Genomic DNA, 22227 nt, shown 5'->3' on the forward strand with positions numbered 1-22227 from the left:
AACGGGTCCGGTAGCTTTCGCCCCCGGACCCGCCTCTTATCCTGTCGAAGGTGCGACCCTTCGGGCTAGACTTAGAAGCTGAAGCGCACCGAACCCGTTAGCGTCCGGCCGATAACCGGCGTTCCGGTAATGCCGCCGCCAAAGGTTCCATTGCCGTTACCGCGCGAGTCATAGGTGTTGAACAGATTATAGACATTCAATCCGACCTCGATATTTTCCAACGGCATGATTTTCAAATTGGTGTTGAAAACTGTCTTTCCGGGATAGGTCAGCGCGCCATCGAAAGTGCTGGACTGACCGACCGCCGTAACGCCCACCGTTGCGATTTCGGCAATGTCATAATTGGCCGACAACGAATAGCTGAGGTCCGGGATGTTCAATGCTCGGCCAAAGCTGGAGGACCCTGCGACCTGCGTCCCATTGCGCGTTGAAGTGAACTTCTGTTTTGCCTTCGTATATGTGGCGTTGGCGATGAAGTTGAGACCACCCAGACGCAAGGTAGCAAAGAATTCTGCGCCTTGTGTCTTGAAACTGTTGTCGATGACGCAACCGCCACCCGGGCAAATGCCGGTGGTGGTTGGTTCAAAATCGCTACGCTTGAAATCGCCCTTTAACAGGGTGAATTCCACGGTGTACCGACCATCACCCAGATTTCCCCGGTTCTTCAAACCGATTTCATACTGGTTGACGAAGTCGACCGATGGGGTCACGCCGTCAGTACAGGCAAGCGCAGTTGCCTGCGCCCTTGTGCACAGGCTGCCATCGGGATTGAACTTGCCGCTGACGGTCTGACGGTCGCTGTTGAAGCGGCCACCGCGCGATGCACGGGTGAAAATCGACAAGTCGGGCGTTGCCTTCCAAAGCGCACCTGCGGTCCAGCTGGTATAGCTGCGGCTGTAATCCAGAACTTCACGCGCGCCATTTGCGGTAGTGGTCGGGATCAGGACACCATTGGAATTTACATTGAATTCCGCGCCCCCTGCAATTGTGTAGCCCGAAGCCTTTACCTTTTCAAAACGGACGCTGCCGTCCAGATTGAAGCTGTCATTGTCGAGCACCAATTGTGCATAAGGAGCCGTGTTGGTGTAGGATAAATCATAGTCACGCGCACAGCAGCTACCCCAATTATTGTTATAGCCTGAGATACCTTCTTGCGTAATCTTGTTCGCGGCCGCCGTCGCCGTCGGGCTGTCGAACAGATCAAGCTGGGACGGATTGTTACCGCTGAGTTCACGCAAGGACTTGTTCACATGCCAGTCCATAGCGATTGTCTGGTCCATATAAAAATAGCCCAGGCGCGCAGTCAATTCGGCAAAACCAGTGTCGAACTTTCCGGCAACCGTAAGGTCGTTTACAAAACTTCCCAGGTCGCGAATATTCGTTTTCACATTCACATTATTATCAAGAAATGTGTTGGTGTAGAGCTGCCCTGCATTGGGCCCGCTGGCGATGCGAATGGCCTGAACGGTGCGGCCATTGACTGTTGAACCCAATATGCTGGCGGTCGTTGCAATACCCAGAAATGGCGATGCGAATCCCCCGCTCAAATCCGCATAGCGGGCATTATTGTCGACCGTGATATTATCGCTCAACTCATAATGAAATTGAGCGCCGATGGTCTTTTGTTTGGTCGTGATCCCGTCCATCTTTACGCGTTCCAGCGCGCCTTCGCGGTTAAAGATCAGAAAGCTCTGGTTAAAGAGCGAATAATTGGTGTCCTTGCGTCCGTCAAAACCGGGGAAAGGCTTCACATTGCTAACCTTGCCGCCATTGATCGTCGCCAATGCAGGCGCGCCGGTATAGTTTGGCTCTGCGGTATCGGCATATTTGAACAATAGGCGGAAATAGCCCTTTCCATCGCCAAATTCCTTGGTGACATTGGCCTTAACCTGAATGCTGTCGCTGAGGTTATAGCCTGCATTTAGCGGCCCACGACCGCGCTTAAACGCGCCACCAACATGGAAATTCATGCTGTCGGTCAGCGAACCACCATAGCGGAAATTCAACTGGGTTTCGCTGTAATCAATGCCCTTTTTGAGCTCGATATAGCCACCCTCTTCGCGGCCATAATTACTGATATAGTTGATAACCGCACCGGGTGCCTGCGAAGCAAAGGTTGTTGCCGAACCGCCACGGACAGCTTCGATCCTCGCAACCGAAGGGTCGAACCGCGTCCAATAATCATTGTTGCCGAACTGGATATCACCAAACAACACGACAGGCAGGCCGTCTTCCTGCAACTGGACAAAAGGCGCACCACCGGTTGCAACAGGCAGGCCACGCACTGCAATATTGGAGTTGCCGCCAGGGCCGGATGTACCGGGAACCTGAATGCCCGGTATCAGCTTGAATACTTCGGCTTCGGAACTCGGCTGGAAATCCTGAATAAGCTGGGCATCGATGCTGGTGACTGAAACCGAGGTTTCAATCTTGGTCTGGTCACGGCCGGAAGCGGTCACCACAATTTCGTCAAGACCGGAAACTTCTTCGTCCGGCGATGCAGCTTCGTCCTGTGCAAATGCGGGCGCGGCAACCAGTGCGGTGCACAGCGCGACAGCCGATGCATAACAATGTAAACGGGATATCTTCATGTCATCCTCCCCAATGAGTCCTAAATCCGGGCACAGTTTTGCGCGCCTCCACTGCGCTTGATAGAGATTTGGAAATCGTTTGCAAGAATTTTCCGCAAACCTTTGCATAAAAAGCCTGAAGCCCCTTTTTTGTTGCATTAACGTCACATCAACGACGCGATAACAGGGATTATGCCGCACCCAGTTCTGAATCCTTCACCCTTAGAACGGCCATGGCCGCGCAGATTAGCAGAATGCCAGCCAGCACAAGCGCATTGCGCGCATCCCCGCCTAACCAGGGTCCATAGTAAAATGGGAAAGTCGCCGCGTTCAGTAACATCGGTATGACAATCATCATGTTGAAGATTCCCATATATACGCCGGTCCGGCGCGGCGGGATACAGCTTGCCAGCATGACATAAGGCGTACCCATGATGCTGCCCCAGCAAATACCGACACCAATTGCGGCCGGGAACAGCATCGCCGTCTCTGTCATATATGGGATCGCCATCATACCGAGGCCGCCCGACACGAGGGCAAAGGCATGGACCTTGCGTGCACCTATTTTTCGGATCAAAGGCATCATCAACAGGGCGGAAACAAAAGCCACTGCATTATAAAATGCGGCCATCGTTCCGTTGGTCAACACCGCGCTGCGGAAACCGTCGCTGACCGGTTCGGTGGTATTATAGACCGAACGGGCTATCGAATAGGTCACATAGGTCCAGTAAATCCCCATGGCATACCATTGGAAAAGCATCATCACGCCCAACTTTCGCATCGGCGTCGGCATTTCACGAATGGCCGATCCGATTTCCCTGAAGGTTGCCGATGCTGTCTTGGGTTGCGCGGCGATTTCGGCTTTCTGGATCTCGGTCAGTGGCAATTCGGGTACGCGAATGACCGACCATAATATTGTCGACAGCGATAAAACCGCGCCGACGGTGAAAACAATATATACCGTATCTGGAATATTATTAGCGCCGATCGCATCCTTGTTCATTCCAAACAGGCCGACCAGCAACGCAGGCGTGCCGAGAGCGAGACATTGGGCAAGGCCGGTAAACGCGCTTTGCGTTAGAAATCCCACATTGTGCTGGTTTTCGTTCAACCGGTCGCTCACATAGGCGCGATAGGGTTCCATCGTGATATTGTTACCGGCATCCAATATCCACAACAGGCTCGCCGCCATCAAAATGCTTTGCGAAAGCGGCATGAACAAAAGGCCGATCGAACATAATATCGCACCGATGATGAAATAAGGGGTACGCCGCCCCCATTTGGAATTGGTCCGGTCACTCATCGCGCCGATAATCGGTTGCACCACAAGACCGGTGATCGGGCCTGCCAGTTGCAGGATAGGTAAAGACGCTTCGTCGGCACCCAGATAAGAATAGATCGGGGCCATATTCCCCTGTTGCAGCCCGAAGCTGAATTGCAGACCCAGAAAACCCAGATTCATCTGCAATATTTTCGAAAGTGACAGATGCGGCTTTTCGCCTCGCTTGGACATTTTCCTCTCCCCCGAACGGAACAATCCGTTTCTTCTCGGACAAGATGCTAACGCGTGGACGCGAGAATGCAACAATCGATTGCATTACACGGCACTGTTCTTTTCTTTCCCTCTTGCCTTGCGGGCAAATCACTCTCAATACTGGCCTTATGTGGACCCGGATTGAGGAGTGGAAATGAGCGATCAGGGGCGGGTTCGGAATATCACAGATTTAGCCAGACTGGCCGGCGTTTCCCCAGGAACAGTGTCGCGCGCGCTTGCCGATTCGCAGCTGATAGCAAAGAAAACGCGCGAGAAAATCCAGCAATTGGCCCGCGAACATGATTTTCGGCCCAATGTGATGGCGCGTAACCTGCGGATCAAGCGCGCCGGTGCCATTGGCGTTCTTATTCCACTGGGTCATGAAACCGGACAGCATATTTCCGACCCGTTTTTCATGACTATGCTTGGTCATCTGGCCGATGCGTTGACTGAACGGGGGCATGATCTGCTATTGTCACGGGTTATTCCGAAAGATCCCGACTGGTTAAACCGCGTTGTTGATTCAGGACGGGTCGACGGGGTCATTTTAATCGGCCAGTCGGACCAAATTGACGTGATCGAGAAAATGGCCAGCCGGTATCTACCGCTGGTCGCTTGGGGTGCCAACCTTCCGGGGAAAATCCATTGTTCGGTTGGCTCGGACAACCGGAAGGGTGGCGAAATCGCAACACGCCATCTGATTGAACGCGGGTGCCGGAATTTTGCGTTTTTCGGTGATCCGGTCGCCCCTGAAATATCGGAACGGCTTGAAGGATGCCGCGCCGCGCTATCCGCGGTAAATATGTCCAGTAATCTGAGCATCCTGCCTGCCCATTTGACCGCGGAAACCGCGCATCCGGCGATCAGCAAATGGTTGGATGACACGCGGTCCATCCCCAATGGGATTATCGCCGCATCTGATGTGATCGCCATGAGCGCCCTGCGCGCGCTCGCTGAACATGGTGTAACTGTGCCCGGTCAAGTGCATGTAATCGGATATGATGACCTGCCTTTTTCCAACCAGACAGTGCCTACCTTATCGACCGTGAAGCAGGATCTTGCCGCAGGGGCAGCCCATTTGGTTGACCTGCTGTTCCGGCGAATTGCGGGCGAAGAAACAGGATCTGTGGTGCTCGAGCCGGAATTGGTCATCCGCCAATCAAGCTGATCTGGCCTAAACCGCGTGCGGCAGTATGTCCTGCGCCAATGCAAGACCACCGAGCAGCCCTGCCTTATCACCAAGGCCCGGCGGTATGATAATGTCTTTTGCTCGCCCGCGAAAATAGCCGCCGCCCAAGATATCAGCCTGTGTGCGGATACGGTCGATCAGGCCGGGGGTGCCGGTTACTCCGCCGCCCAAGATAACGCATGCAGGCTCCATGATTGACTGTAGCGTGACGACCATATGCGCCAGGTACCAGGCGATGATATCATGTGCCACATGACCTTGCGGCAAATCCGAAAGCGATGCCCCCCAGCGCGCCATGATTGCAGGGCCGCTGGCAAGACCTTCGAGGCAATCGCCATGGAACGGGCAGACGCCTGAAAATCCGGTATCATCGGCATGGCGCGGTAATCTTATATGCCCCATTTCAGGGTGTGAAAGACCCTGTAGCGGCTTGCCATCGATGATCGCCCCGCCGCCGATACCAGTACCTATGGTGACATAAACGCAGACCGGCTTTCCTCGCCCCGCGCCCCACCGCGATTCAGCGAGCGCGGCACCGTTTACATCAGTGTCGAAGCCGACCGGCAAGCTCAAAGATCGGCCGATCAGGCCGGCAAAGTCGCAATTGCTCCACCCTTTTTTGGTCGTCGCGGTAATATATCCCCAATCGGGTGCCGCACGATCCAGTTCCAATGGACCAAAGCTTGCAATGCCTATGGCAGACAATGCGCCATGGCGACCCTGTGCCGCCCGCAACCAGTCGAGCGTTGCGCCAATGGTTTCTGCAGGTGTGGTGGTATCGAACCGCACGGTTTCCCGAATATCGTCGGGTCCCGCCACAATCGCAGCGACAAATTTTGTACCGCCCGCCTCGATACATCCAAATAGCGGCCGGGTCATGCGAGGCCCAGCAGGCAAGTTGTGGTCCCGTCGATGGCAATTTTCAGCACAGGCGCAATTGTGCCCCCGAACTGGTCACGTTGCAACCGGGGTTCAGCAAACATATCCCGGCCCTGCAAGCCCCAATGGTCGACAAAGCTCACAACCTCAAGCGTGTCCAGCACTTGCCAGCAATAGGCTTGCCGGGGCTCGGCGGCGGGGTTGGCTATGACGAGGCCGCTGCCATTCAGCGGTTCGTAAGGACCGGGCAACGCCGGAGCAACCATGCCGTACAGCCCGCTTGGCCCCTTTGGTCCATCCGGAGCGAATACCGAATTTTGCGAGGACCAAAACAGATAGTAAAGCCCGTCCTTCAAAACCAGATGAGGCCGTTCCATCTCGTTGCAGACGCCGTCAGCGGTGATGATCGGCGGTAACAGACGGAAACCATCTTCGCCCATAGCCGAATGTGCTACCGCAAGCCCGACGACGCCATTATGGCTGGACCCTGACCCGGCCTGCGATCCGGTGAACAGGATATAGGCATGGCCATCAGCGGGGTCGCAAAACCAATAGGGGTCACGAAACCCTTTGATATTGCCCGGAACCCCTTGTTCCACCCGTAAATCCACATAAAAGCCACCGTCATTCACGGCAATCGGGCTGGCGACGGACCAATTGGATATGGCGGGTAGCGGTCCCGATAGATCAAGGTGGCCGTTGGTCTGGAACAGACGTTGTTCAAAGCTTTGACCGGGCTCACCCCGACGTCCGGTGGCGGTGAAATAGGCGGTGACCTGTCCATCGGACGAATTGTAACGCGCCGAACCCGACCATTCGCGCGTTCCCGGATTAAGGTCGTCCGGAAATAGCAATCCACAATCGCGCCATTGTTGGCCGACGCGGTGCAACAGGCGGGTGCGCGCAATATCATGGCGCATAGCAGGGTCAGCCAGACGGGGGGCCGACAGCACCATCCAAAGTTCACCGCCCGCAATGTCGGCAACACTGCCATCCGGATTTTGCAGCGGCCACAGATCCCACAGATCTTCGCCGGGCAAAAGAGGTTTTGCATCAGCCGCCATAATGACGGGCGCTTCGGGAAGCGGACGCTGCAAAATGCCGGCCACATGCGCCCTGGTCCAGCGTGACAGCGGCCGCTTTGAATCAAAATGGGCAGTTTGTGCTGAAATCGGCATCTGGCGTCTTGGCCCCCTCTCTTCTGAGCCGTCCCTATCGCGCCGCCGAAAAAAATACAACAATCGTTTGCATAAATATGCATTAGCGAAATTTCCGGGCCACAATTGGCCTTTTTTGCCATGATATCGCCACGACTAATGCCTATCTGGGGTTAGATGACCCCCTTTTTCCGAAACTGCTGAAATGACTGACATGACCTTCTCCCCAGCCGAAACGGCGCGTGAAACAACGCCCGACATCGGCGTTGCCGCCCGTGCCGAGCGCCTGAAGCGCGTGCCCGACGACAAGGCAATGCTGCGCGCGGTCGCTGAACTGACGCGCGATCTGGGGACCGCGAACCCGCGTATCTTCTGGTCGGATTTCCTGTTTTCGGCGTTTCTGGGCTATGCTGCACTCGCCGTTGCGATCGTGGCCGCGCCACTTTGGTTGCAGCTTGTGGCCGCCGCCGTTTCGATACTCGCGCTCTACCGGGCGGGTGGCTTTATCCATGAAGTCACCCATATGAAGCATTCTTCCGTGCCGGGTTTCCGCTTCGGCTTTAACGCGGTCATCGGCGTGCCGCTGCTGGTGCCGTCCTATATGTATGAGGGCATTCACAACCTGCACCACTCGCGCACCCGTTACGGAACAGATCAGGATCCCGAATATCTGCCACTTGCGCTGATGAAGCCGTGGACCCTTCCGGTCTTCATCCTCGTATCGATCCTCGCGCCTTTGGCGCTGCTGTTCCGCAATGCCGTTTTGGCGCCCTTGTCTCTTTTCATCCCGCCGCTGCGCAGGCTTGTGGTGGAACGCTATTCCGGGCTTGTCATCAACCCTGCCTTCCGCCGCCGTCCGGCCGAGGGCGAAGCGCGCCGCAACTGGATCTGGCAGGAAACCGTCGCCAGCATCTGGTCTATTGCGCTGCTGACCGGTGTTTTCACCGGAATCATCCCGCTGAATGCGTTCCTGATCTTTTTGGCCATCGTATCGGCAGTCGCCGTGTTGAACCAAATTCGCACGCTGGTCGCGCATTTGTGGGAGAATGACGGAGAACCGTTGAGCGTCACGGCGCAATTCCTCGACAGCGTCAATGTCCCGCCGCCAGGGCTGTTGCCCGCATTGTGGGCCCCAGTCGGCCTGCGCTACCATGCCTTGCACCATTTGCTGCCAAGCGTGCCCTATCACGCGCTGGGCGAAGCACATCGCCGCCTCAGCGCCGAACTCGCACCGGATTCCGCCTACCACAACGCCAGTTACAAAGGCTTGCCCGGCCTCGCCTATCGCTTGGCGAAAAGCACAATGGTACGCGGGGCCTAAACGGCCTTATTATTCGGAAGTCATTGAAAAACTGGAGCGGGCGAAGGGATTCGAGCGTTAGCATCACTGTTGTCGGCCAAACTATGATGCCCAAACTACGCCTGCTTAGACAAAAGATAGACGTCTACAACGGACCCACTGACTATTTCTTCGTGGTTCTTGGAAGACCTTTTTGCGCGGTTTTAATTTCTGAAATGACCTTGTCAGCCGCTTCATGACGCAACGCCTTAACTTTTGCCTTAAACTTATCATATTCGCGCTCGGCATGTTTTTTAGCATCCTTCATGGATACGCGACCGCCGGAACGCAACACCGACCGACCTAAATCCTTCAGCTGCTTGTCAAGTAAATTGCCAGCTTCAACCATTGTCTTCAAGCGCCCGATATCCAGCTGGTCTTCAAATATGTCGAGCAGGATCGTGGTAAGGCGATTAAGTTCCTTGATCTCTCGCTCGGCCAGATAGTTCTTCGACGTAGTCACATCCGCTTTTCGGATGTTGTCATTCGGCCATGTTTGAAGTCCCATATTTGGCGCGTTGGAATCAGCCCTATTGTTAAGCACTTCAGCGGGGGTATTTGACGCAACCGCATAAATTAGCTTGGCTTGCGTGTTTTTATAGAATTCGTGCCACTCGTCTGAAGTGCCATCATAATCTTGGCACATTGCACAGATCGAACGTAGTTCGCGATATACATTGGCTTCGTCCGACCTGATGTCCCTAATGATATCGCGGAGTTCCGTGACGCGGTCACGATAATCGGGACTCTTAAGCCGAGTTGCATCGACTACAAAACCCTTCGTGGCGAATTGGACCAGTTTGTTTGTGGCCCATCTGCGGAACATTGTGGCTTGCTTTGAGGAGACACGATAGCCAACAGAGATCACCATATCTAAGCTGTAGAGCGTGATCGGTTTGGTTGATGAAGCAATTTGCGTTTTATGCAAATTGCTCTCGTCGAGTTCGCCCTCTTCGAGAATGCTGCCTATGTGTCGAGATATTGTCGAAACGTCCCGACCATACAGATCGGCGATTTGAGCCTGTGTCATCCAGAGTTCGTCACCCTGATAGTAAATTTCTACCTTGGGTCCGGTATCCGTCCCATAAAAAAGAAATCGGTCACCCGTCGCTTGATCCTCTTGCAGATGCACAGGTTCCAGATCTGACATTAACATTGCCCCAATAGACGATTCGAACATAAAGGGAACAAATAGCACTTGGCGGTGCTATTGCCAATAGCACCGTGTTTCACGGTCGATGCGCCGTCAAGCATCACTTGCGTGTTAACATTGGAGCGGGCGAAGGGATTCGAACCCTCGACCCCAACCTTGGCAAGGTTGTGCTCTACCCCTGAGCTACGCCCGCTCTGGCGGTCGGTACAAGTGATTGACCTCATGGCCATCGCTGATTCCCCGACAGGTGAGGCGCGCCGTTAGCATGGGGGTTTTGGTCCCGCAACCCCCAATTACATGCTTTTTATGCAAAGGAGTGATTGCCTATCTTGTATATGGCATGGCTTTGCGCACATAGGGCATAGTCGAATCTGCTGCAGAAAGCATGGAGAATAGCATTGGCAACGATGGGCCTGACCACCGAAGAGCAAAAAGCAGTCGAGCAATTCCGCGAACAGGTGGTGACACCTTCGATGGACAAGCTGGTCATATTGGACTTCTGGGCGGAATGGTGCGGACCGTGCAAGCAATTGACGCCCGTGCTGGAAAAAGTCGCTGCCGATTATGCCGACCGTGGCGTCGTACTGGCCAAGGTGAATGTCGATGAAAATAAATTCATCGCCGCGCAATTCCAGGTCCGGTCAATCCCCACCGTTTACGCCATTTTTCAGGGCCAGCCTGTGGCCGATCTGACCCCGGCTCGTACAGAACCGCAATTAACCCAGATGCTGGACCAGATTTTGGAAAAGCTGCCGGTCACGCGGGGTGACACGACGCCCGACCCTGCCGCGCAAATCGCGCCATTGCTCGACGCGGGCGAAGAGTTGCTGGATCATGGTGGCGAAGAGCAGGCTTATGGTTTGTTTATCGATGCCCTCGGTATCGCGCCAGAGCATCCGGCTGCTTTATCGGGCCTGATTCGCGCACTGGCTGCAATGGGCCGTGCAGAAGAGGCGCAGGCCATATTTGACAGCCTGACCGACGAACAGAAAAGCGATGCCGCTCTGGTGCGGGCAAATTCAGTTTTGAGTATCGCAGCAGCCGCCGTGGCGCCCGATGAGCTGGAGGCATTGAAAACAGCCGTCGCCACGCAGCCCGACGATCATGCCAAGCGGATCGAACTCGCCAACGCGTTAATGGCGGCAGGATTTCGCGACGAAGCCGCTGACGAGTTGCTACACAGCATCGCCGCCGACCGCACATGGAATGACGGTGCTGCCAAGGCGCGACTGCTGGAAATTTTTGCGATGATCGGTCTGGAAGACCCTTGGGTTTCCGCCACACGTCGCAAATTATCGGCCATTTTGTTCGGATGACCGTCCGTCGCATCTCAATCTTTCCATTGACCGGGGCGATCTTGTTTCCCGGCATGCAACTGCCTTTGCATATATTCGAGCCGCGCTACCGCGATCTGGTCGGTGATTCGCTGGCGCGTGACCGGATGGTCGGGATGGTCCAGCCCAAAGGACAAGGCAACAGCCCCGCCCTATTCCAAGTCGGCTGTTTAGGCCGGATCGGCGATGTCGAGGCGATGGAAGACGGCCGCTACAACATCATATTGGAAGGGCTTCAGCGTTTTTCGATCCGCAAGGAGCTCGATGTCACAACCAGTTTTCGTCAGGTTGAAGCAGATCTTTGGGAAGAGGATGAAGCGTCAGATGCGCTGTCCATTGCCGAGCGGGCGTCCCTCGAAATAGAGTCACGCCGTTTTGCCGATATTCAGGGCTATGCCGTCGATTGGGCGGCCGTAGGCCAGTTGGACGATTATTCCCTGGTCAACGCCATCGCACAAATCGCGCCTTTTGACTTTGCCGCAAAACAGGCCTTGCTGGAGGCACGGGGTCTGTCAATGCGCGCCGATTTGATCGTGCAGTTGATGCAGTTTTTCGGGCGGCATGATGGATCGGACGATCGGGTTACTTTGCAGTAACGGACGGATAAGCGCGGCTACAAAAAGCTTTCGCGCAAACCGTCGATCACAAATTGTGCTGCTAATGCAGCCAACAAAACACCGAGCAACCGGGTAATTACCGCCTCTGTCTGCGCGCCCAAAACCCGCATCAATGGCCCGGCGGCCAGCAATGCCAGCAAGGTCAGCGCGAGTACCGCGAACAATGCAGACAAGATGATTCCGGCCCTGTCGAGCCCTTCATTTTGCGACATTAAAAGCATGACCGACGCAATCGACCCTGGCCCTGCAATCATCGGCATGGCCATCGGAAAGACCGAAACATCCTCGATTTCCGGTGTGTCGATGATTTTTTGCGCCCGTTCTTCGCGGCGTTCGGTACGTTTTTCAAACACCATGTCGATGGCGATCAGGAACAGCATGATGCCGCCTGCGATCCGGAAGCTGTTCAGTTCGATATGCAGCGCCGCCAGCAATTCTTCGCCAAATAATGCGAACACGAGCAATATCAATGACGCCACAAATATCGCGCGAAACGCCATGTTGCGACGCTGGGCCGTGCTGGCCCCCTTGGTCAGACTTGCGTATATCGGCGCGCAACCTGGCGGGTCGATAACGACAAAAAAGGTGATGAATGCCGAAAGGAAAAGATCGATCATGTGGGCGCTGCAACCTGATCCGATATAACGGTTTCCAAAGCCTGCCCGTTCCAAAGCTTCACCTCGACCGAGCGGCTGCCATCGGGCTGGACTACCCATGTATAGTTGAGTGACTGGTCGCGCGAATAGCCGCTTTTCATCTGCGCGCCTTCGGCCGGGGCGGTGAGCAAGGCAGGCGCTCTGCCTTTGCAACTTGCTACCTTGGTTTCGATCATTTCCTTGGGCGCTCGGGCTGTCGCAAGTGCATCGCCATGGTCAACCACCCATTTCCATTCACCATCGCCGCGCTCATTCTTTTGAATGAACTGCCATATTGTTGTGAAATAACCGAATGTGCCATTGGCCCGTTGCCATGCGCCGGTTGTCGCGCCGGTTTTGCCATCGCACGACATGAACGCCTTATGCGCTTGCCATTTGACCGCAGCAGGCGGGTCAGCACGACCTTTGAGCCAGGCCTGCGCCAGATTTGGCTGCGGGTCGAACATTATGGCATCCTTCGCCGCCGTTTCGCGAAAGGCCGTCCACTGGCCCTTTTCTTGCGCCAGACGGGCAAAGGCTATTTCGGCAGAGATGATGGCGCTCGGATTGGCGATACGCGGTTCGAACCCCGAAGGCGCCTGTGGTCCGCCGGCACAGGCTGAAACGGTCAACATGACGCCGCCCAATAGACCTAGCCGTTTCATTGCGCTAAAATCCTTCGGGGTGGGCAAGGCCCGCACGGCGGTGCGCCGCGACAAGCGTGTTGCGTAACAAACAGGCGATCGTCATGGGGCCAACCCCTCCTGGTACCGGTGTGATTGCGGCAGAATGCGCCACTGCTTCGGCAAAGGCAACATCGCCGACCAAACGGCCCTTGGTTTCACCGGGCGCTGGTGCCAGCCGGTTGATGCCGACATCAATGACGACCGCGCCCTGCTTGATCCAGTCGCCCCTGACCATTTCCGCACGGCCCACCGCCGCGACAATGATATCGGCGCGGCGGACCACCTCGGCCAGATCTTGCGTCCGGCTGTGCGCGATCGTGACCGTGCAATTTTCGGCCAGCAAAAGCTGCGCCATTGGCTTACCGACAATGTTCGAACGGCCAATCACCACCGCATTTTTGCCAGACAAATCGCCGATCCGATCCTTGAGCAGCATCAGGCAGCCCAGCGGTGTACAAGGAACAAAGGCATCTTCGCCCACGGCAAGCCGTCCGGCGTTGACCACGTGGAAACCGTCCACATCCTTAGCTGGATCCAATGCAGCAATAACCGCCTTATCATCCATATGCGGGGGCAACGGCAATTGAACGAGGATGCCGTCGACATGGTCATCGGCGTTCAACCGTTCAACAAGCGATATGAGGTCCGCCTGTGCCGTATCTTCGGGCAGGCGATATTCGAAACTATCCATTCCGGCTTCGACTGTCGCTTTTTTCTTGGACCCGACATAGACTTGACTGGCGGGATCATCGCCCACCAGAACGACGGCAAGCCCGGGCTTGCGCCCACTTTGCGCGATAAATTCCGGCACGGATGCAGCGATGCGTCCACGCAAGGCGGCGGCAAATGACTTGCCGTCAATGATCGCGGCGCTGCTCATATGCCTGCCGAAGCAATGTCATTGGCAAGTCCCATCAACAGCATTTGCAGAATACGAAGGCCGATCAGCAACACCATCGGCGAAAAATCGATCATGCCCGTATCCGGCATTATCTTGCGGATCGGCTTGAGAAACGGGTCCAAGATCATATTGAGCGCATGCCAGATGGAGGACACGAAATTGTTCGACAGGCTGACCACATTGAAGGCGATCAACAGGCTGAGGATGAATTGCACAATGACCACGGTCGACAAGATCGTCATCAAATAACCAATGATCGAAATAAGCGCGAGAAGCATGGGTTTCTCCGATAGGGGGCAGTTAAGTGCGATTAGCTGAGGCGGCGCGCTGTATCAACACCCTAAAACACTATTTATGGATAAGCGTGCCTGCGCCCTTGTCGGTGAACATTTCGATCAGCATCGCATGGCTGGCACGGCCGTCCAAAATAACGGCGGCGTCTACCCCTGCTTCCACCGCATTCACGCAAGTTTCGATCTTGGGGATCATGCCGCCGCTGATCGTACCATCGGTCTGCAGTGCGACAATGGCTTCGGGGTCGAGATCGGTTAGCAAATCCCCTGCTTTGTCGAGAACGCCTGCCACATCGGTCAGCAAAAACAAACGCGACGCACCGAGCGCACTTGCCACCGCGCCCGCCATGGTATCTGCATTGATATTATAGGTGTGGCCATCTTCGCCTACGCCGATCGGGGCGATGACGGGGATCATTCCGGCACCGCTGATTGTATCGATAACGCTGCGATCAACCTTTTGCGGTTCGCCGACAAAACCCAGATCGATATTACGTTCGATATTACTGTCCGGGTCCTTCTGGGTCCGTTGCACCTTGGTCGCTGTCACAAAGCCGCCATCCTTGCCCGAAATACCCAGCGCCCGGCCACCAGCGGCGTTGATCCAGCCGACCAATTCTTTGTTGATCGCCCCTGACAACACCATTTCGGCGACCTTGGCTGTTTCGGCATCAGTAACGCGCAGTCCATCGACAAATTCGCTTTCGACGCCAAGCTTTTTGAGCATCGCGCCGATTTGGGGGCCGCCGCCATGCACGACAACCGGATTGATGCCGACAGCCTTCAGCAACACAATATCCGCCGCAAAGTCCCGCGCCAAAGCCGCATCACCCATCGCATGGCCGCCATATTTCACGACAAAGGTCTTACCCGCATAGCGCTGCAAATAGGGAAGGGCCTCGGTAAGCGTTTCCGCCTTGGCAAGGTTGATCGGGTCGATGCCCATCGTCAGGCCACTGCGTCCAGCTTGCGGCCGATACGCACAACCAGTGCGATGACCAAAGGAACCATCACGGCCGAAAGGACAATCTTGGCGATCATCTGACCCATCATCAGGTCGGCAATCGGGCGGACGCCATAGAAGGAGACAGTGATAAAGATCAGCGTATCGACAATCTGCGACAACGCCGCCGCAATGAATCCGCGTATCGCCAGAAACCGGCCCGATGTCCCTTTCAGCCGCGCAAACAGCCAGACATTCAGGGATACCGATACGCCATAGGCCAAAATACCTGCCGCCATCATCCGCCCGCTTTGGCCGACGATGATCGGAAATGCTTCCTTTGCGGGTTCGTACATGCCCGCATCGGTCGGCAGCTGCAGCACGAAATAGGACAGGCCAATCGCGATAAACAGCGGAACGAAACCGAAGCGAACCAACCTGTCGGCAATTTCGCGCCCGTGCAATTCGGCAATGGCGCTCGATACCGCAATCAGGGTCAGAAAAGGAAAAATCCCGGCTTCGACGGCCAAGGGTCCAATCGCCACTTGTTTCGCACCCAGAAAGCCGCCCAGAGGAACCATACCACCATAAAAAATGGCAAAAACAAAGAGCGAGCGCGGAATGACACCCAAAGAAGTGCCCGATTTGGTCTGTTCAGTCATGGACACTGACTAGCGTCTATTTTTATTGGCGCAAGACTGCGCTTGACGCTAGGTGAAGTCTAAATAACTCAGGGTCGGGGATATTATGCAGATTTTGATGAGCCTTGCGGGCATGGTTGTAATCTTGGCCATCGCGGTTTTGCTATCGACAAACCGCCGTGCCATCAAATTTCGGGTGGTGGGCGCCGCCTTCGCCCTACAAGCCAGTCTTGCCGCGCTTGTTCTCTATGTGCCCTGGGGCAAAACCGTCCTCGGATTCATGTCCAATGGCGTTTCCAATTTGCTCGGATATGCCGGCGAAGGCACGAAGTTCATCTTTGGTCCATTGGCTTCGCCCGATATTGGCGGGAATAGTTTTGCCATAGCTGCATTGCCGGTGATCATCTTCTTCGCGTCGCTGATTTCGATCCTCTATTATCTGGGCATCATGCAATATGTGATCCGCTGGATCGGTGGTGGTTTGCAAAAAATCACCGGCATTTCCAAAGTTGAAAGCCTGTGCGCGGCGGCCAATATTTTTGTTGGCCAGTCCGAATCGCCGTTGGTGATCCGCCCCTATCTGGCAGGATTAAAACCCGAACAGCTTTTCTGCGTGATGACAGTTGGTATGGCAGGCGTCGCAGGCACGATCCTTGCGGCCTATGCATCGATGGGCATCCGCATCGACTATCTGCTCGCTGCCGCCTTCATGTCGGCGCCGGGCGGCATATTGATGGCCAAGCTGATGATGCCCGATGTCCCGCCTATGCCGGTCGGTGAAGGTGATCCGGCGCTCGCTAACCCGCACCCCGATGACGAGCCTGTCCTAGTCCACGACGACGAAGAAAAGCCAGCCAATATCATCATGGCCGCGACTCAAGGCGCGCAAACCGGCGTCAAGCTCGCCGTCGCCGTGGGTGCCATGGTGTTGGCCTTTGTCGCGCTTGTTGCTCTGGCAAACGGTATATTGGGTGGAATCGGCGGCTGGTTCGGCCAACCCGAACTGAGCTTCCAACAAATTGTAGGCTATGTCTTTGCACCGCTTATGTTTCTTTTGGGTGTTCCATGGCACGAAGCCATCCAGGCAGGCGGACTTTTCGGGACTAAAATCGTTCTGAACGAATTTGTTGCGTTCATCGAACTCGGTGCTGCCAACACGCTGTCGGCCTCCACCGTTGCCATCGTGACCTTCGCGCTATGCGGTTTTGCCAACATCCTCTCCGTCGCCATCCAGATCGCGATAACCGGCGGATTGGCGCCCAACCAACGACCGGTCATTGCAAAACTGGGCCTGAAAGCCCTGGCAGCAGGCTCCCTCTCCAACCTGATGAGCGCGGCACTGGCCGGGCTGTTCCTCAGTCTGGCATAATTCTAAATCACCCCTCGCCCGCCGCACGCTTTAGCTCGTAAAGCAGGTCAAGCGCGGCTCGGGGGGTGAGGGAATCGATGTCGAGGCCGGTCAGTTTTTCGCGCAATGCATCGACCTTTGCCTCGGCGGCATCCAACGCTGCGCTAAACAAGGGCAGGTCACCCAGACCTGCGGCCAGCCCACCGGTTTCGGCACGTCCTTTTTCAAGCTTGCCGAGCACGGTTTGCGCGCGCGCAATGACAGGCGGCGGTAGCCCAGCGAGTTTCGCAACAGCAATCCCGTAGCTACGATCGGCTGGACCATGTGCCAATTCGTGCAGAAGAACGAGGTCGCCTTTATATTCCTTCGCCCGGACATGGTGGAGCGAAAGCGCGTCGAGGCTATCGGCGAGCCGGGTCAATTCGTGATAATGGGTGGCAAAAAGACAACGGCAGCGGTTGGTTTCGTGAATACCCTCCACCACGGCCCAGGCAATGGCAAGTCCGTCATAGGTGGAGGTCCCGCGCCCGACCTCGTCCAAAATCACAAAGCTCCGCGCGGTTGCCTGCGCCAGGATCGCCGCGGTTTCGACCATTTCGACCATGAAAGTCGAGCGGCCCCGCGCCAGATTGTCAGACGCCCCGACGCGGCTGAACAGCCGGTCTACCAACCCCAGCCGGGCCGAGGTCGCAGGCACATAGCTGCCCGCCTGAGCGAGGAGGACGATCAACGCATTTTGCCGCAGAAATGTTGATTTACCCCCCATATTGGGTCCGCTGACCAGCCACAGGCGGCGGTCTGGGGCAAGCGTGCAATCATTGGCAATAAATCGGTCACCCGATTTGGCGAGCGCGCTTTCGACCACGGGATGTCGGCCGCCCTCGATATGGAGTTCTGCACCTTCGACAAAGCCCGGACGGCACCAGCCGCCTTCGGCTGCTCGTTCGGCAAGGCCGGCGGCCACATCGATCCGTGCCAGCGTGTCAGCGCTTGCAGAAATCGCATCACGCCGATCCAGCACAAAAGCGATCAATTCTTCCAAATGCGCTGCTTCTGCTGCCAGCGCATGGCCGCCAGCCTGCGTGATGCGAATGGCCTCTTCATGCAGTTCGGGCGAATTGAACCGCACTGCCCCTGCCATAGTCTGGCGGTGGGTGAATCCGGTGCCGGGGGCCATCAGTGAATCGCCATGCTTGGCGGGTACCTCGACAAAATAGCCCAGCACCGCGTTGTGCCGGATTTTCAGCGCTGCAATCCCTGTCGAATCGCGATAGCGGGCCTCTAACTGGGCAATGGCTTGTCGCCCATCGCGCCCCGCCAGCCGCAGGGCATCGAGCGCGGCATCATAGCCTTCGGCGATATAGCCCCCTTGTCCGGCGTCGGTCGGTGGCGCTGCAACCAGCGCGCGGGTGAACAGATCAACCATCGCCCCGTGCCCGTCGAGCGTCGGTAGCAACTGGTCGAGCAAAAAGGGCCGGTCGTCCATCACGCCCAGCCGTTCGCGCAAGGTGCGGGCCCCGTTCAGCCCATCACGTATTTGCCCCACATCACGCGGGCTGCCGCGTCCGGCAACCACGCGGCCAAGTGCGCGTGCAATATCAGGCAATTGGCGCAGCGCCGTGCGGATGGCGTCGCGAAGCAGCGGAGCATCGTGGAACCATTGCACGAGCGCGAGGCGCGCCTCGATTTTCGCCCTGTCCATCAAGGGGGCAGCCAGATCCGCTGCCAATTGCCGCGCGCCCGCGCCGGTGATGGTGCGGTCCATCTCGGCCAGTAACGAACCGGCCCGTCCACCCTTGGTCCCACTGTTGATTTCCAGACTGTCGCGGGTCGCCTGATCGATCAGCAAATGATCATGTACCTCACGGCGCTGCGGTATCTTCAGGAAAGGCATTTTGCCTTGTCCGACATGCGCCAGATAGGCCAGCAATCCACCCGCTGCCGCCAGTTCAGCACGCGAAACGGCACCGATAGGTTCAAGTGTCGGCAGCATGAAATGCCGTTTCAGACTTTCCTCACCGGCCTGGCTGTCAAATTCGGTGCGCGGACGCGGGATCGACCCGAACGGCGCACTTTCAAAGCCCTCCGCTACCACAATCTCGCTGGCCGCCAACCGTGCCAATTCGGCCTCAAATGCGCCTTGGGGCACCGTCACCAGTTCAAAATGGCCCGTCGATATATCCGCTGCTGCAATACCAATGGCATCGCCGACCGATACCAACGCGACCAGCATGTTCGACGCCCAGCTATCGAGCAGGCTGTCTTCGGTCAATGTGCCAGCCGTCACGAATCGAATGATGTCGCGCGCCACCAATGTTTTGGACCCGCCACGCGCCCTCGCCTCGTCCGGGCTTTCCGTCTGTTCGGCGATGGCCACACGGTGCCCTGCCTTGATCAGCCGCGCCAGATAGCCCTCTGCCGCATGCACCGGAACGCCACACATGGGAATGGGCCTGCCATCATGTTCGCCGCGCGAGGTAAGCGCGATATCCAGCGTTGCCGCCGCCACGCGAGCGTCGTCAAAGAACAGCTCGAAAAAATCGCCCATCCGGTAAAAAAGCAGGCAGTCACCTGCCTTGGCCTTCAGACCCAGATATTGCACCATCATCGGTGTCGGTTTGCTATCCCCTGCCATATCCGGATTGCGTTAGCGAAGGCGGGACGGCGGGGCAATGCTTGCCCTTGCGACTTCAGCACGTTAGGGGTGAATGAGTTGATAAAAAAGGGCGAGTGCAAAGTATGAACGACAGCGACGTCCAGTTTACCGCGCAGGAAGCCCTCGATTTTCATTCCCAGGGGCGGCCCGGTAAAATCGAAATTGTCGCAACCAAGCCCATGGCGACGCAGCGCGACCTAAGCCTTGCTTATTCGCCCGGTGTCGCGGTTCCGGTTCAGGCAATTTACGACGATCCGGCTACCGCTTATGATTATACTGCCAAGGGAAATCTGGTCGCGGTCATTTCCAACGGCACCGCGATTCTGGGCATGGGCAATTTGGGGGCGCTCGCCTCAAAGCCCGTCATGGAAGGCAAGGCAGTCCTGTTCAAACGATTTGCCGATGTGGATTCAATCGACATTGAAGTGAAGACCGAAGATGTGGACCGTTTCATCGACGCGGTCGAACTGTTGGAGCCGACCTTTGGCGGCATCAACCTAGAAGACATTGCTGCGCCGTCCTGCTTCATCATCGAACAGACCTTGCGCGAACGCATGAATATTCCGGTGTTCCATGATGACCAGCACGGCACCGCTATCATTGCAGCAGCGGGGCTTATCAACGCATGCGAGCTGACCGGACGGTCGCTGAAAGACGTCACGGTCGTGTGCAATGGCGCAGGCGCGGCGGCCATTGCCTGCACCGAACTGATCAAGGCCATGGGCGTTCCGCACGACAATGTGATCATGTGCGACCGTACCGGTGTCATATATCAGGGTCGCACCGAGGGTATGGATCAGTGGAAATCAGCGCATGCCGCCAAGACCAGCACCCGCACTCTGGCCGAAGCGATCGTTGGTGCCGATGTGTTTCTCGGCCTGTCGGCGGCCAATGCGCTCAGCCCCGAAATGGTCAAGGCCATGGCCAACCAGCCCATTATTTTTGCCATGGCAAACCCTGATCCGGAAATTTCCCCACCGGTTGCACGCGCGGCGCGGCCCGACGCGATCATCGCCACTGGCCGGTCGGACTTTCCCAATCAGGTCAACAATGTCCTGTGCTTCCCCTTCCTTTTTCGCGGCGCGCTCGATGTCCGGGCGACGACGATCAATGAGCCGATGAAGATTGCGGCGGCCAATGCACTGGCGCAGCTCGCGCGTGAAACCGTACCCGAAGAGGTTGCCGCAGCCTATGGCGGGATGTCGCATAAATTCGGCCGTGACTATATCATTCCATCACCTTTCGATCCGCGATTGATGGAAATAGTTGCCTCTGCCGTGGCCAAGGCCGCGATGGATTCGGGCGTAGCGCAGAAGCCTATTGCAGACATGGTGGCTTATCGCGCCGAACTGCGGGCGCGCCTGAACCCGACAACGTCGGTGTTGACCCAGGTTTATGAAGCGGCGCGTGCCAAACCAAAGCGCGTCATTTTTGCCGAGGCGGAAGAAGATGTCGTCCTGCGCGCGGCGGTTCAATTTAAACAGGATGGCTATGGCATACCGGTACTGGTCGGTCGCGACGTCCGCGTGACGGAAAAGTTACGGGAACTGGGCGCAGACCCCGACGAATATGAAATCCACAACAGCGCCCAAAGCCCGCTTGTCGAAAAAATGGTCGACCGTCTGTATAGCCGACTGCAACGACGCGGATTTTTAAGGCGCGATATACAGCGCATGGTAAACCGTGACCGTAATATTTTTGGCGCGTTGCTGCTACAAATGGATCAGGCCGATGCCATGATTACCGGCGTCACCCGCACCTTTGGGCAAACCTTGCGCGAATTGCGTCGGGTGCTCGATTCCAAGAAAGGTGAAATACCCTTTGGCATCCATGTCATGGTCGGGAAAACACATACGGTGTTTATCGCCGACACCACGGTAAATGAACGCCCGAGCGCCGAAGAGCTCGCACATATCGCCGAAAAAACTGCCGCAGTTGCCCGTCGTATGGGACATGTGCCGCGCGTCGCATTTTTATCCTTTTCGACATTCGGTAATCCGCATGGCACCTGGCTTGACAATATACGCGATGCGGTGGCGTTGCTCGATGCCCGAAAACCAGACTTTGAATATGAAGGCGACATGCCACCCGATGTCGCGCTAAATCCCGCGTTGATGAAAAATTACCCCTTTTGCCGCCTTGCCGGCCCCGCCAATGTGTTAATCATGCCCGGCCTGCAATCTGCCAATCTGTCCGCCAAATTACTGCGCGAACTGGGGGGTGATCGCGTAATCGGGCCGATGCTGATCGGGATGGAGCGGCAGGTTCAGGTTGCAACGATGGCGTCGAGCACCAGCGATCTGGTCACGCTGGCAGTATTGGCAGCGGCAGCCGTGACGGAGTAGATTACCG

18 protein-coding genes and 1 tRNA gene are annotated in these 22227 nt (G+C 56.4%); 6 read left to right on the forward strand and 13 right to left on the reverse strand.

Translation table 11 applies throughout. From position 1 onward, the window contains the following. Nucleotides 1-71: 71 nt before the first annotated feature. Together EUU23_RS11650 and EUU23_RS11655 are read right to left on the reverse strand one after the other, a co-directional pair. Nucleotides 72-2591, reverse strand: a complete 2520-nt coding sequence (locus EUU23_RS11650) for a TonB-dependent receptor (protein WP_160354263.1) — start codon at nucleotides 2589-2591, stop codon at nucleotides 72-74. A gap of 169 nt (nucleotides 2592-2760) precedes the next feature. Then, the gene (locus EUU23_RS11655) at nucleotides 2761-4083 is read right to left on the reverse strand and encodes an MFS transporter (protein WP_246156440.1); all 1323 of its coding nucleotides are present in this window, start codon (nucleotides 4081-4083) and stop codon (nucleotides 2761-2763) included. A 175-nt stretch (nucleotides 4084-4258) separates the two neighbouring features. Here EUU23_RS11655 and EUU23_RS11660 point away from each other — a divergent pair, with 175 nt between their 5' ends. Next, the gene (locus tag EUU23_RS11660) at nucleotides 4259-5272 is read left to right on the forward strand and encodes a LacI family DNA-binding transcriptional regulator (protein ID WP_160354264.1); all 1014 of its coding nucleotides are present in this window, start codon (nucleotides 4259-4261) and stop codon (nucleotides 5270-5272) included. A gap of 6 nt (nucleotides 5273-5278) precedes the next feature. On the opposite strand, the gene EUU23_RS11665 is transcribed toward EUU23_RS11660, so the two are convergent. Next, nucleotides 5279-6172 carry an ROK family protein gene (locus EUU23_RS11665; protein WP_160354265.1) on the reverse strand — a complete coding sequence of 298 codons (894 nt, stop codon included), beginning with the start codon at nucleotides 6170-6172 and terminating at the stop codon, nucleotides 5279-5281. After that, entirely contained in the window at nucleotides 6169-7350 is a 1182-nt protein-coding gene (locus tag EUU23_RS11670; RefSeq protein ID WP_160354266.1) for a glycoside hydrolase family 68 protein, read from the reverse strand. The genes EUU23_RS11665 and EUU23_RS11670 overlap by 4 nt, the downstream gene beginning before the upstream one ends. A 193-nt stretch (nucleotides 7351-7543) precedes the next feature. On the opposite strand from EUU23_RS11670, the gene EUU23_RS11675 reads away from it, so the two are divergent. Continuing rightward, entirely contained in the window at nucleotides 7544-8650 is a 1107-nt protein-coding gene (locus EUU23_RS11675; RefSeq protein ID WP_160354733.1) for a fatty acid desaturase family protein, read from the forward strand. 142 nt (nucleotides 8651-8792) lie between these two features. Here EUU23_RS11675 and rhuM read toward each other — a convergent pair whose 3' ends face one another. Next, nucleotides 8793-9848: a RhuM family protein gene (gene rhuM / locus EUU23_RS11680; protein ID WP_218939601.1), complete on the reverse strand. Its 1056-nt coding sequence runs from the start codon at nucleotides 9846-9848 to the stop codon at nucleotides 8793-8795. A gap of 91 nt (nucleotides 9849-9939) precedes the next feature. Continuing rightward, nucleotides 9940-10014 (reverse strand) — tRNA-Gly (locus EUU23_RS11685). Nucleotides 10015-10228: 214 nt separating this feature from the next. On the opposite strand from EUU23_RS11685, the gene EUU23_RS11690 reads away from it, so the two are divergent. Next, nucleotides 10229-11137 carry a tetratricopeptide repeat protein gene (locus tag EUU23_RS11690; RefSeq protein ID WP_160354735.1) on the forward strand — a complete coding sequence of 303 codons (909 nt, stop codon included), beginning with the start codon at nucleotides 10229-10231 and terminating at the stop codon, nucleotides 11135-11137. Further along, nucleotides 11134-11751, forward strand: a complete 618-nt coding sequence (locus EUU23_RS11695) for an LON peptidase substrate-binding domain-containing protein (RefSeq protein WP_160354267.1) — start codon at nucleotides 11134-11136, stop codon at nucleotides 11749-11751. The genes EUU23_RS11690 and EUU23_RS11695 overlap by 4 nt, the downstream gene beginning before the upstream one ends. A 17-nt stretch (nucleotides 11752-11768) precedes the next feature. Here EUU23_RS11695 and EUU23_RS11700 read toward each other — a convergent pair whose 3' ends face one another. The 6 genes from EUU23_RS11700 to EUU23_RS11725 all read right to left on the reverse strand — a co-directional run bounded on the left by EUU23_RS11700 (nucleotide 11769) and on the right by EUU23_RS11725 (nucleotide 15892). Beyond that, nucleotides 11769-12389, reverse strand: a complete 621-nt coding sequence (locus tag EUU23_RS11700) for a MarC family protein (RefSeq protein WP_160354268.1) — start codon at nucleotides 12387-12389, stop codon at nucleotides 11769-11771. Further along, a complete protein-coding gene (locus EUU23_RS11705) occupies nucleotides 12386-13072 on the reverse strand; it encodes a hypothetical protein (RefSeq protein WP_160354269.1) in 687 nt (228 codons plus the stop codon). Before EUU23_RS11705 ends, EUU23_RS11700 begins: the two co-directional genes overlap by 4 nt. Nucleotides 13073-13076: 4 nt before the next feature. Then, on the reverse strand, nucleotides 13077-13973 hold the full coding sequence (gene folD / locus EUU23_RS11710) for a bifunctional methylenetetrahydrofolate dehydrogenase/methenyltetrahydrofolate cyclohydrolase FolD (RefSeq protein WP_160354270.1): 897 nt from the start codon (nucleotides 13971-13973) through the stop codon (nucleotides 13077-13079). Beyond that, nucleotides 13970-14272 (reverse strand): YggT family protein, encoded by a 303-nt coding sequence (locus EUU23_RS11715; RefSeq protein ID WP_160354271.1) that lies wholly within the window; start codon nucleotides 14270-14272, stop codon nucleotides 13970-13972. Before EUU23_RS11715 ends, folD begins: the two co-directional genes overlap by 4 nt. 70 nt (nucleotides 14273-14342) lie before the next feature. Beyond that, entirely contained in the window at nucleotides 14343-15233 is an 891-nt protein-coding gene (gene argB, locus EUU23_RS11720) for an acetylglutamate kinase (RefSeq protein ID WP_160354272.1), read from the reverse strand. Between the two features lie 2 nt (nucleotides 15234-15235). Further along, nucleotides 15236-15892: a queuosine precursor transporter gene (locus EUU23_RS11725; protein WP_160354273.1), complete on the reverse strand. Its 657-nt coding sequence runs from the start codon at nucleotides 15890-15892 to the stop codon at nucleotides 15236-15238. Between the two features lie 85 nt (nucleotides 15893-15977). On the opposite strand from EUU23_RS11725, the gene EUU23_RS11730 reads away from it, so the two are divergent. Then, nucleotides 15978-17240, forward strand: coding sequence for a NupC/NupG family nucleoside CNT transporter (locus EUU23_RS11730; protein ID WP_160354274.1), 1263 nt, complete (start codon nucleotides 15978-15980; stop codon nucleotides 17238-17240). Between the two features lie 7 nt (nucleotides 17241-17247). Here the strand turns inward: EUU23_RS11730 and mutS are convergent, their stop codons facing one another. Next, nucleotides 17248-19854: a DNA mismatch repair protein MutS gene (gene mutS / locus EUU23_RS11735; RefSeq protein ID WP_246156441.1), complete on the reverse strand. Its 2607-nt coding sequence runs from the start codon at nucleotides 19852-19854 to the stop codon at nucleotides 17248-17250. Nucleotides 19855-19958: 104 nt separating this feature from the next. Here mutS and EUU23_RS11740 point away from each other — a divergent pair, with 104 nt between their 5' ends. Then, the gene (locus EUU23_RS11740) at nucleotides 19959-22220 is read left to right on the forward strand and encodes an NADP-dependent malic enzyme (RefSeq protein WP_160354275.1); all 2262 of its coding nucleotides are present in this window, start codon (nucleotides 19959-19961) and stop codon (nucleotides 22218-22220) included. Nucleotides 22221-22227: the final 7 nt, after the last annotated feature.

Origin of the sequence: Sphingorhabdus profundilacus (assembly GCF_009769755.1) — a bacterium.
GTDB lineage: Bacteria > Pseudomonadota > Alphaproteobacteria > Sphingomonadales > Sphingomonadaceae > Sphingorhabdus_B > Sphingorhabdus_B profundilacus.

What these genes read in the sequence shown, in the direction of transcription:
- EUU23_RS11660 (WP_160354264.1), top strand. Translation starts at nt 4,259, where the DNA reads ATGAGCGATCAGGGGCGGGTTCGGAATATCACAGATTTAGCCAGACTG.
- EUU23_RS11740 (WP_160354275.1), top strand. Translation starts at nt 19,959, where the DNA reads ATGAACGACAGCGACGTCCAGTTTACCGCGCAGGAAGCCCTCGATTTT.
- folD (WP_160354270.1), bottom strand. Translation starts at nt 13,973, where the DNA reads ATGAGCAGCGCCGCGATCATTGACGGCAAGTCATTTGCCGCCGCCTTG.
- mutS (WP_246156441.1), bottom strand. Translation starts at nt 19,854, where the DNA reads ATGGCAGGGGATAGCAAACCGACACCGATGATGGTGCAATATCTGGGT.
- EUU23_RS11665 (WP_160354265.1), bottom strand. Translation starts at nt 6,172, where the DNA reads ATGACCCGGCCGCTATTTGGATGTATCGAGGCGGGCGGTACAAAATTT.
- EUU23_RS11670 (WP_160354266.1), bottom strand. Translation starts at nt 7,350, where the DNA reads ATGCCGATTTCAGCACAAACTGCCCATTTTGATTCAAAGCGGCCGCTG.
- EUU23_RS11725 (WP_160354273.1), bottom strand. Translation starts at nt 15,892, where the DNA reads ATGACTGAACAGACCAAATCGGGCACTTCTTTGGGTGTCATTCCGCGC.
- EUU23_RS11650 (WP_160354263.1), bottom strand. Translation starts at nt 2,591, where the DNA reads ATGAAGATATCCCGTTTACATTGTTATGCATCGGCTGTCGCGCTGTGC.
- EUU23_RS11700 (WP_160354268.1), bottom strand. Translation starts at nt 12,389, where the DNA reads ATGATCGATCTTTTCCTTTCGGCATTCATCACCTTTTTTGTCGTTATC.
- EUU23_RS11705 (WP_160354269.1), bottom strand. Translation starts at nt 13,072, where the DNA reads ATGAAACGGCTAGGTCTATTGGGCGGCGTCATGTTGACCGTTTCAGCC.
- EUU23_RS11655 (WP_246156440.1), bottom strand. Translation starts at nt 4,083, where the DNA reads ATGTCCAAGCGAGGCGAAAAGCCGCATCTGTCACTTTCGAAAATATTG.
- EUU23_RS11715 (WP_160354271.1), bottom strand. Translation starts at nt 14,272, where the DNA reads ATGCTTCTCGCGCTTATTTCGATCATTGGTTATTTGATGACGATCTTG.
- rhuM (WP_218939601.1), bottom strand. Translation starts at nt 9,848, where the DNA reads ATGTTCGAATCGTCTATTGGGGCAATGTTAATGTCAGATCTGGAACCT.
- argB (WP_160354272.1), bottom strand. Translation starts at nt 15,233, where the DNA reads ATGGGCATCGACCCGATCAACCTTGCCAAGGCGGAAACGCTTACCGAG.
- EUU23_RS11730 (WP_160354274.1), top strand. Translation starts at nt 15,978, where the DNA reads ATGCAGATTTTGATGAGCCTTGCGGGCATGGTTGTAATCTTGGCCATC.
- EUU23_RS11695 (WP_160354267.1), top strand. Translation starts at nt 11,134, where the DNA reads ATGACCGTCCGTCGCATCTCAATCTTTCCATTGACCGGGGCGATCTTG.
- EUU23_RS11675 (WP_160354733.1), top strand. Translation starts at nt 7,544, where the DNA reads ATGACCTTCTCCCCAGCCGAAACGGCGCGTGAAACAACGCCCGACATC.
- EUU23_RS11690 (WP_160354735.1), top strand. Translation starts at nt 10,229, where the DNA reads ATGGGCCTGACCACCGAAGAGCAAAAAGCAGTCGAGCAATTCCGCGAA.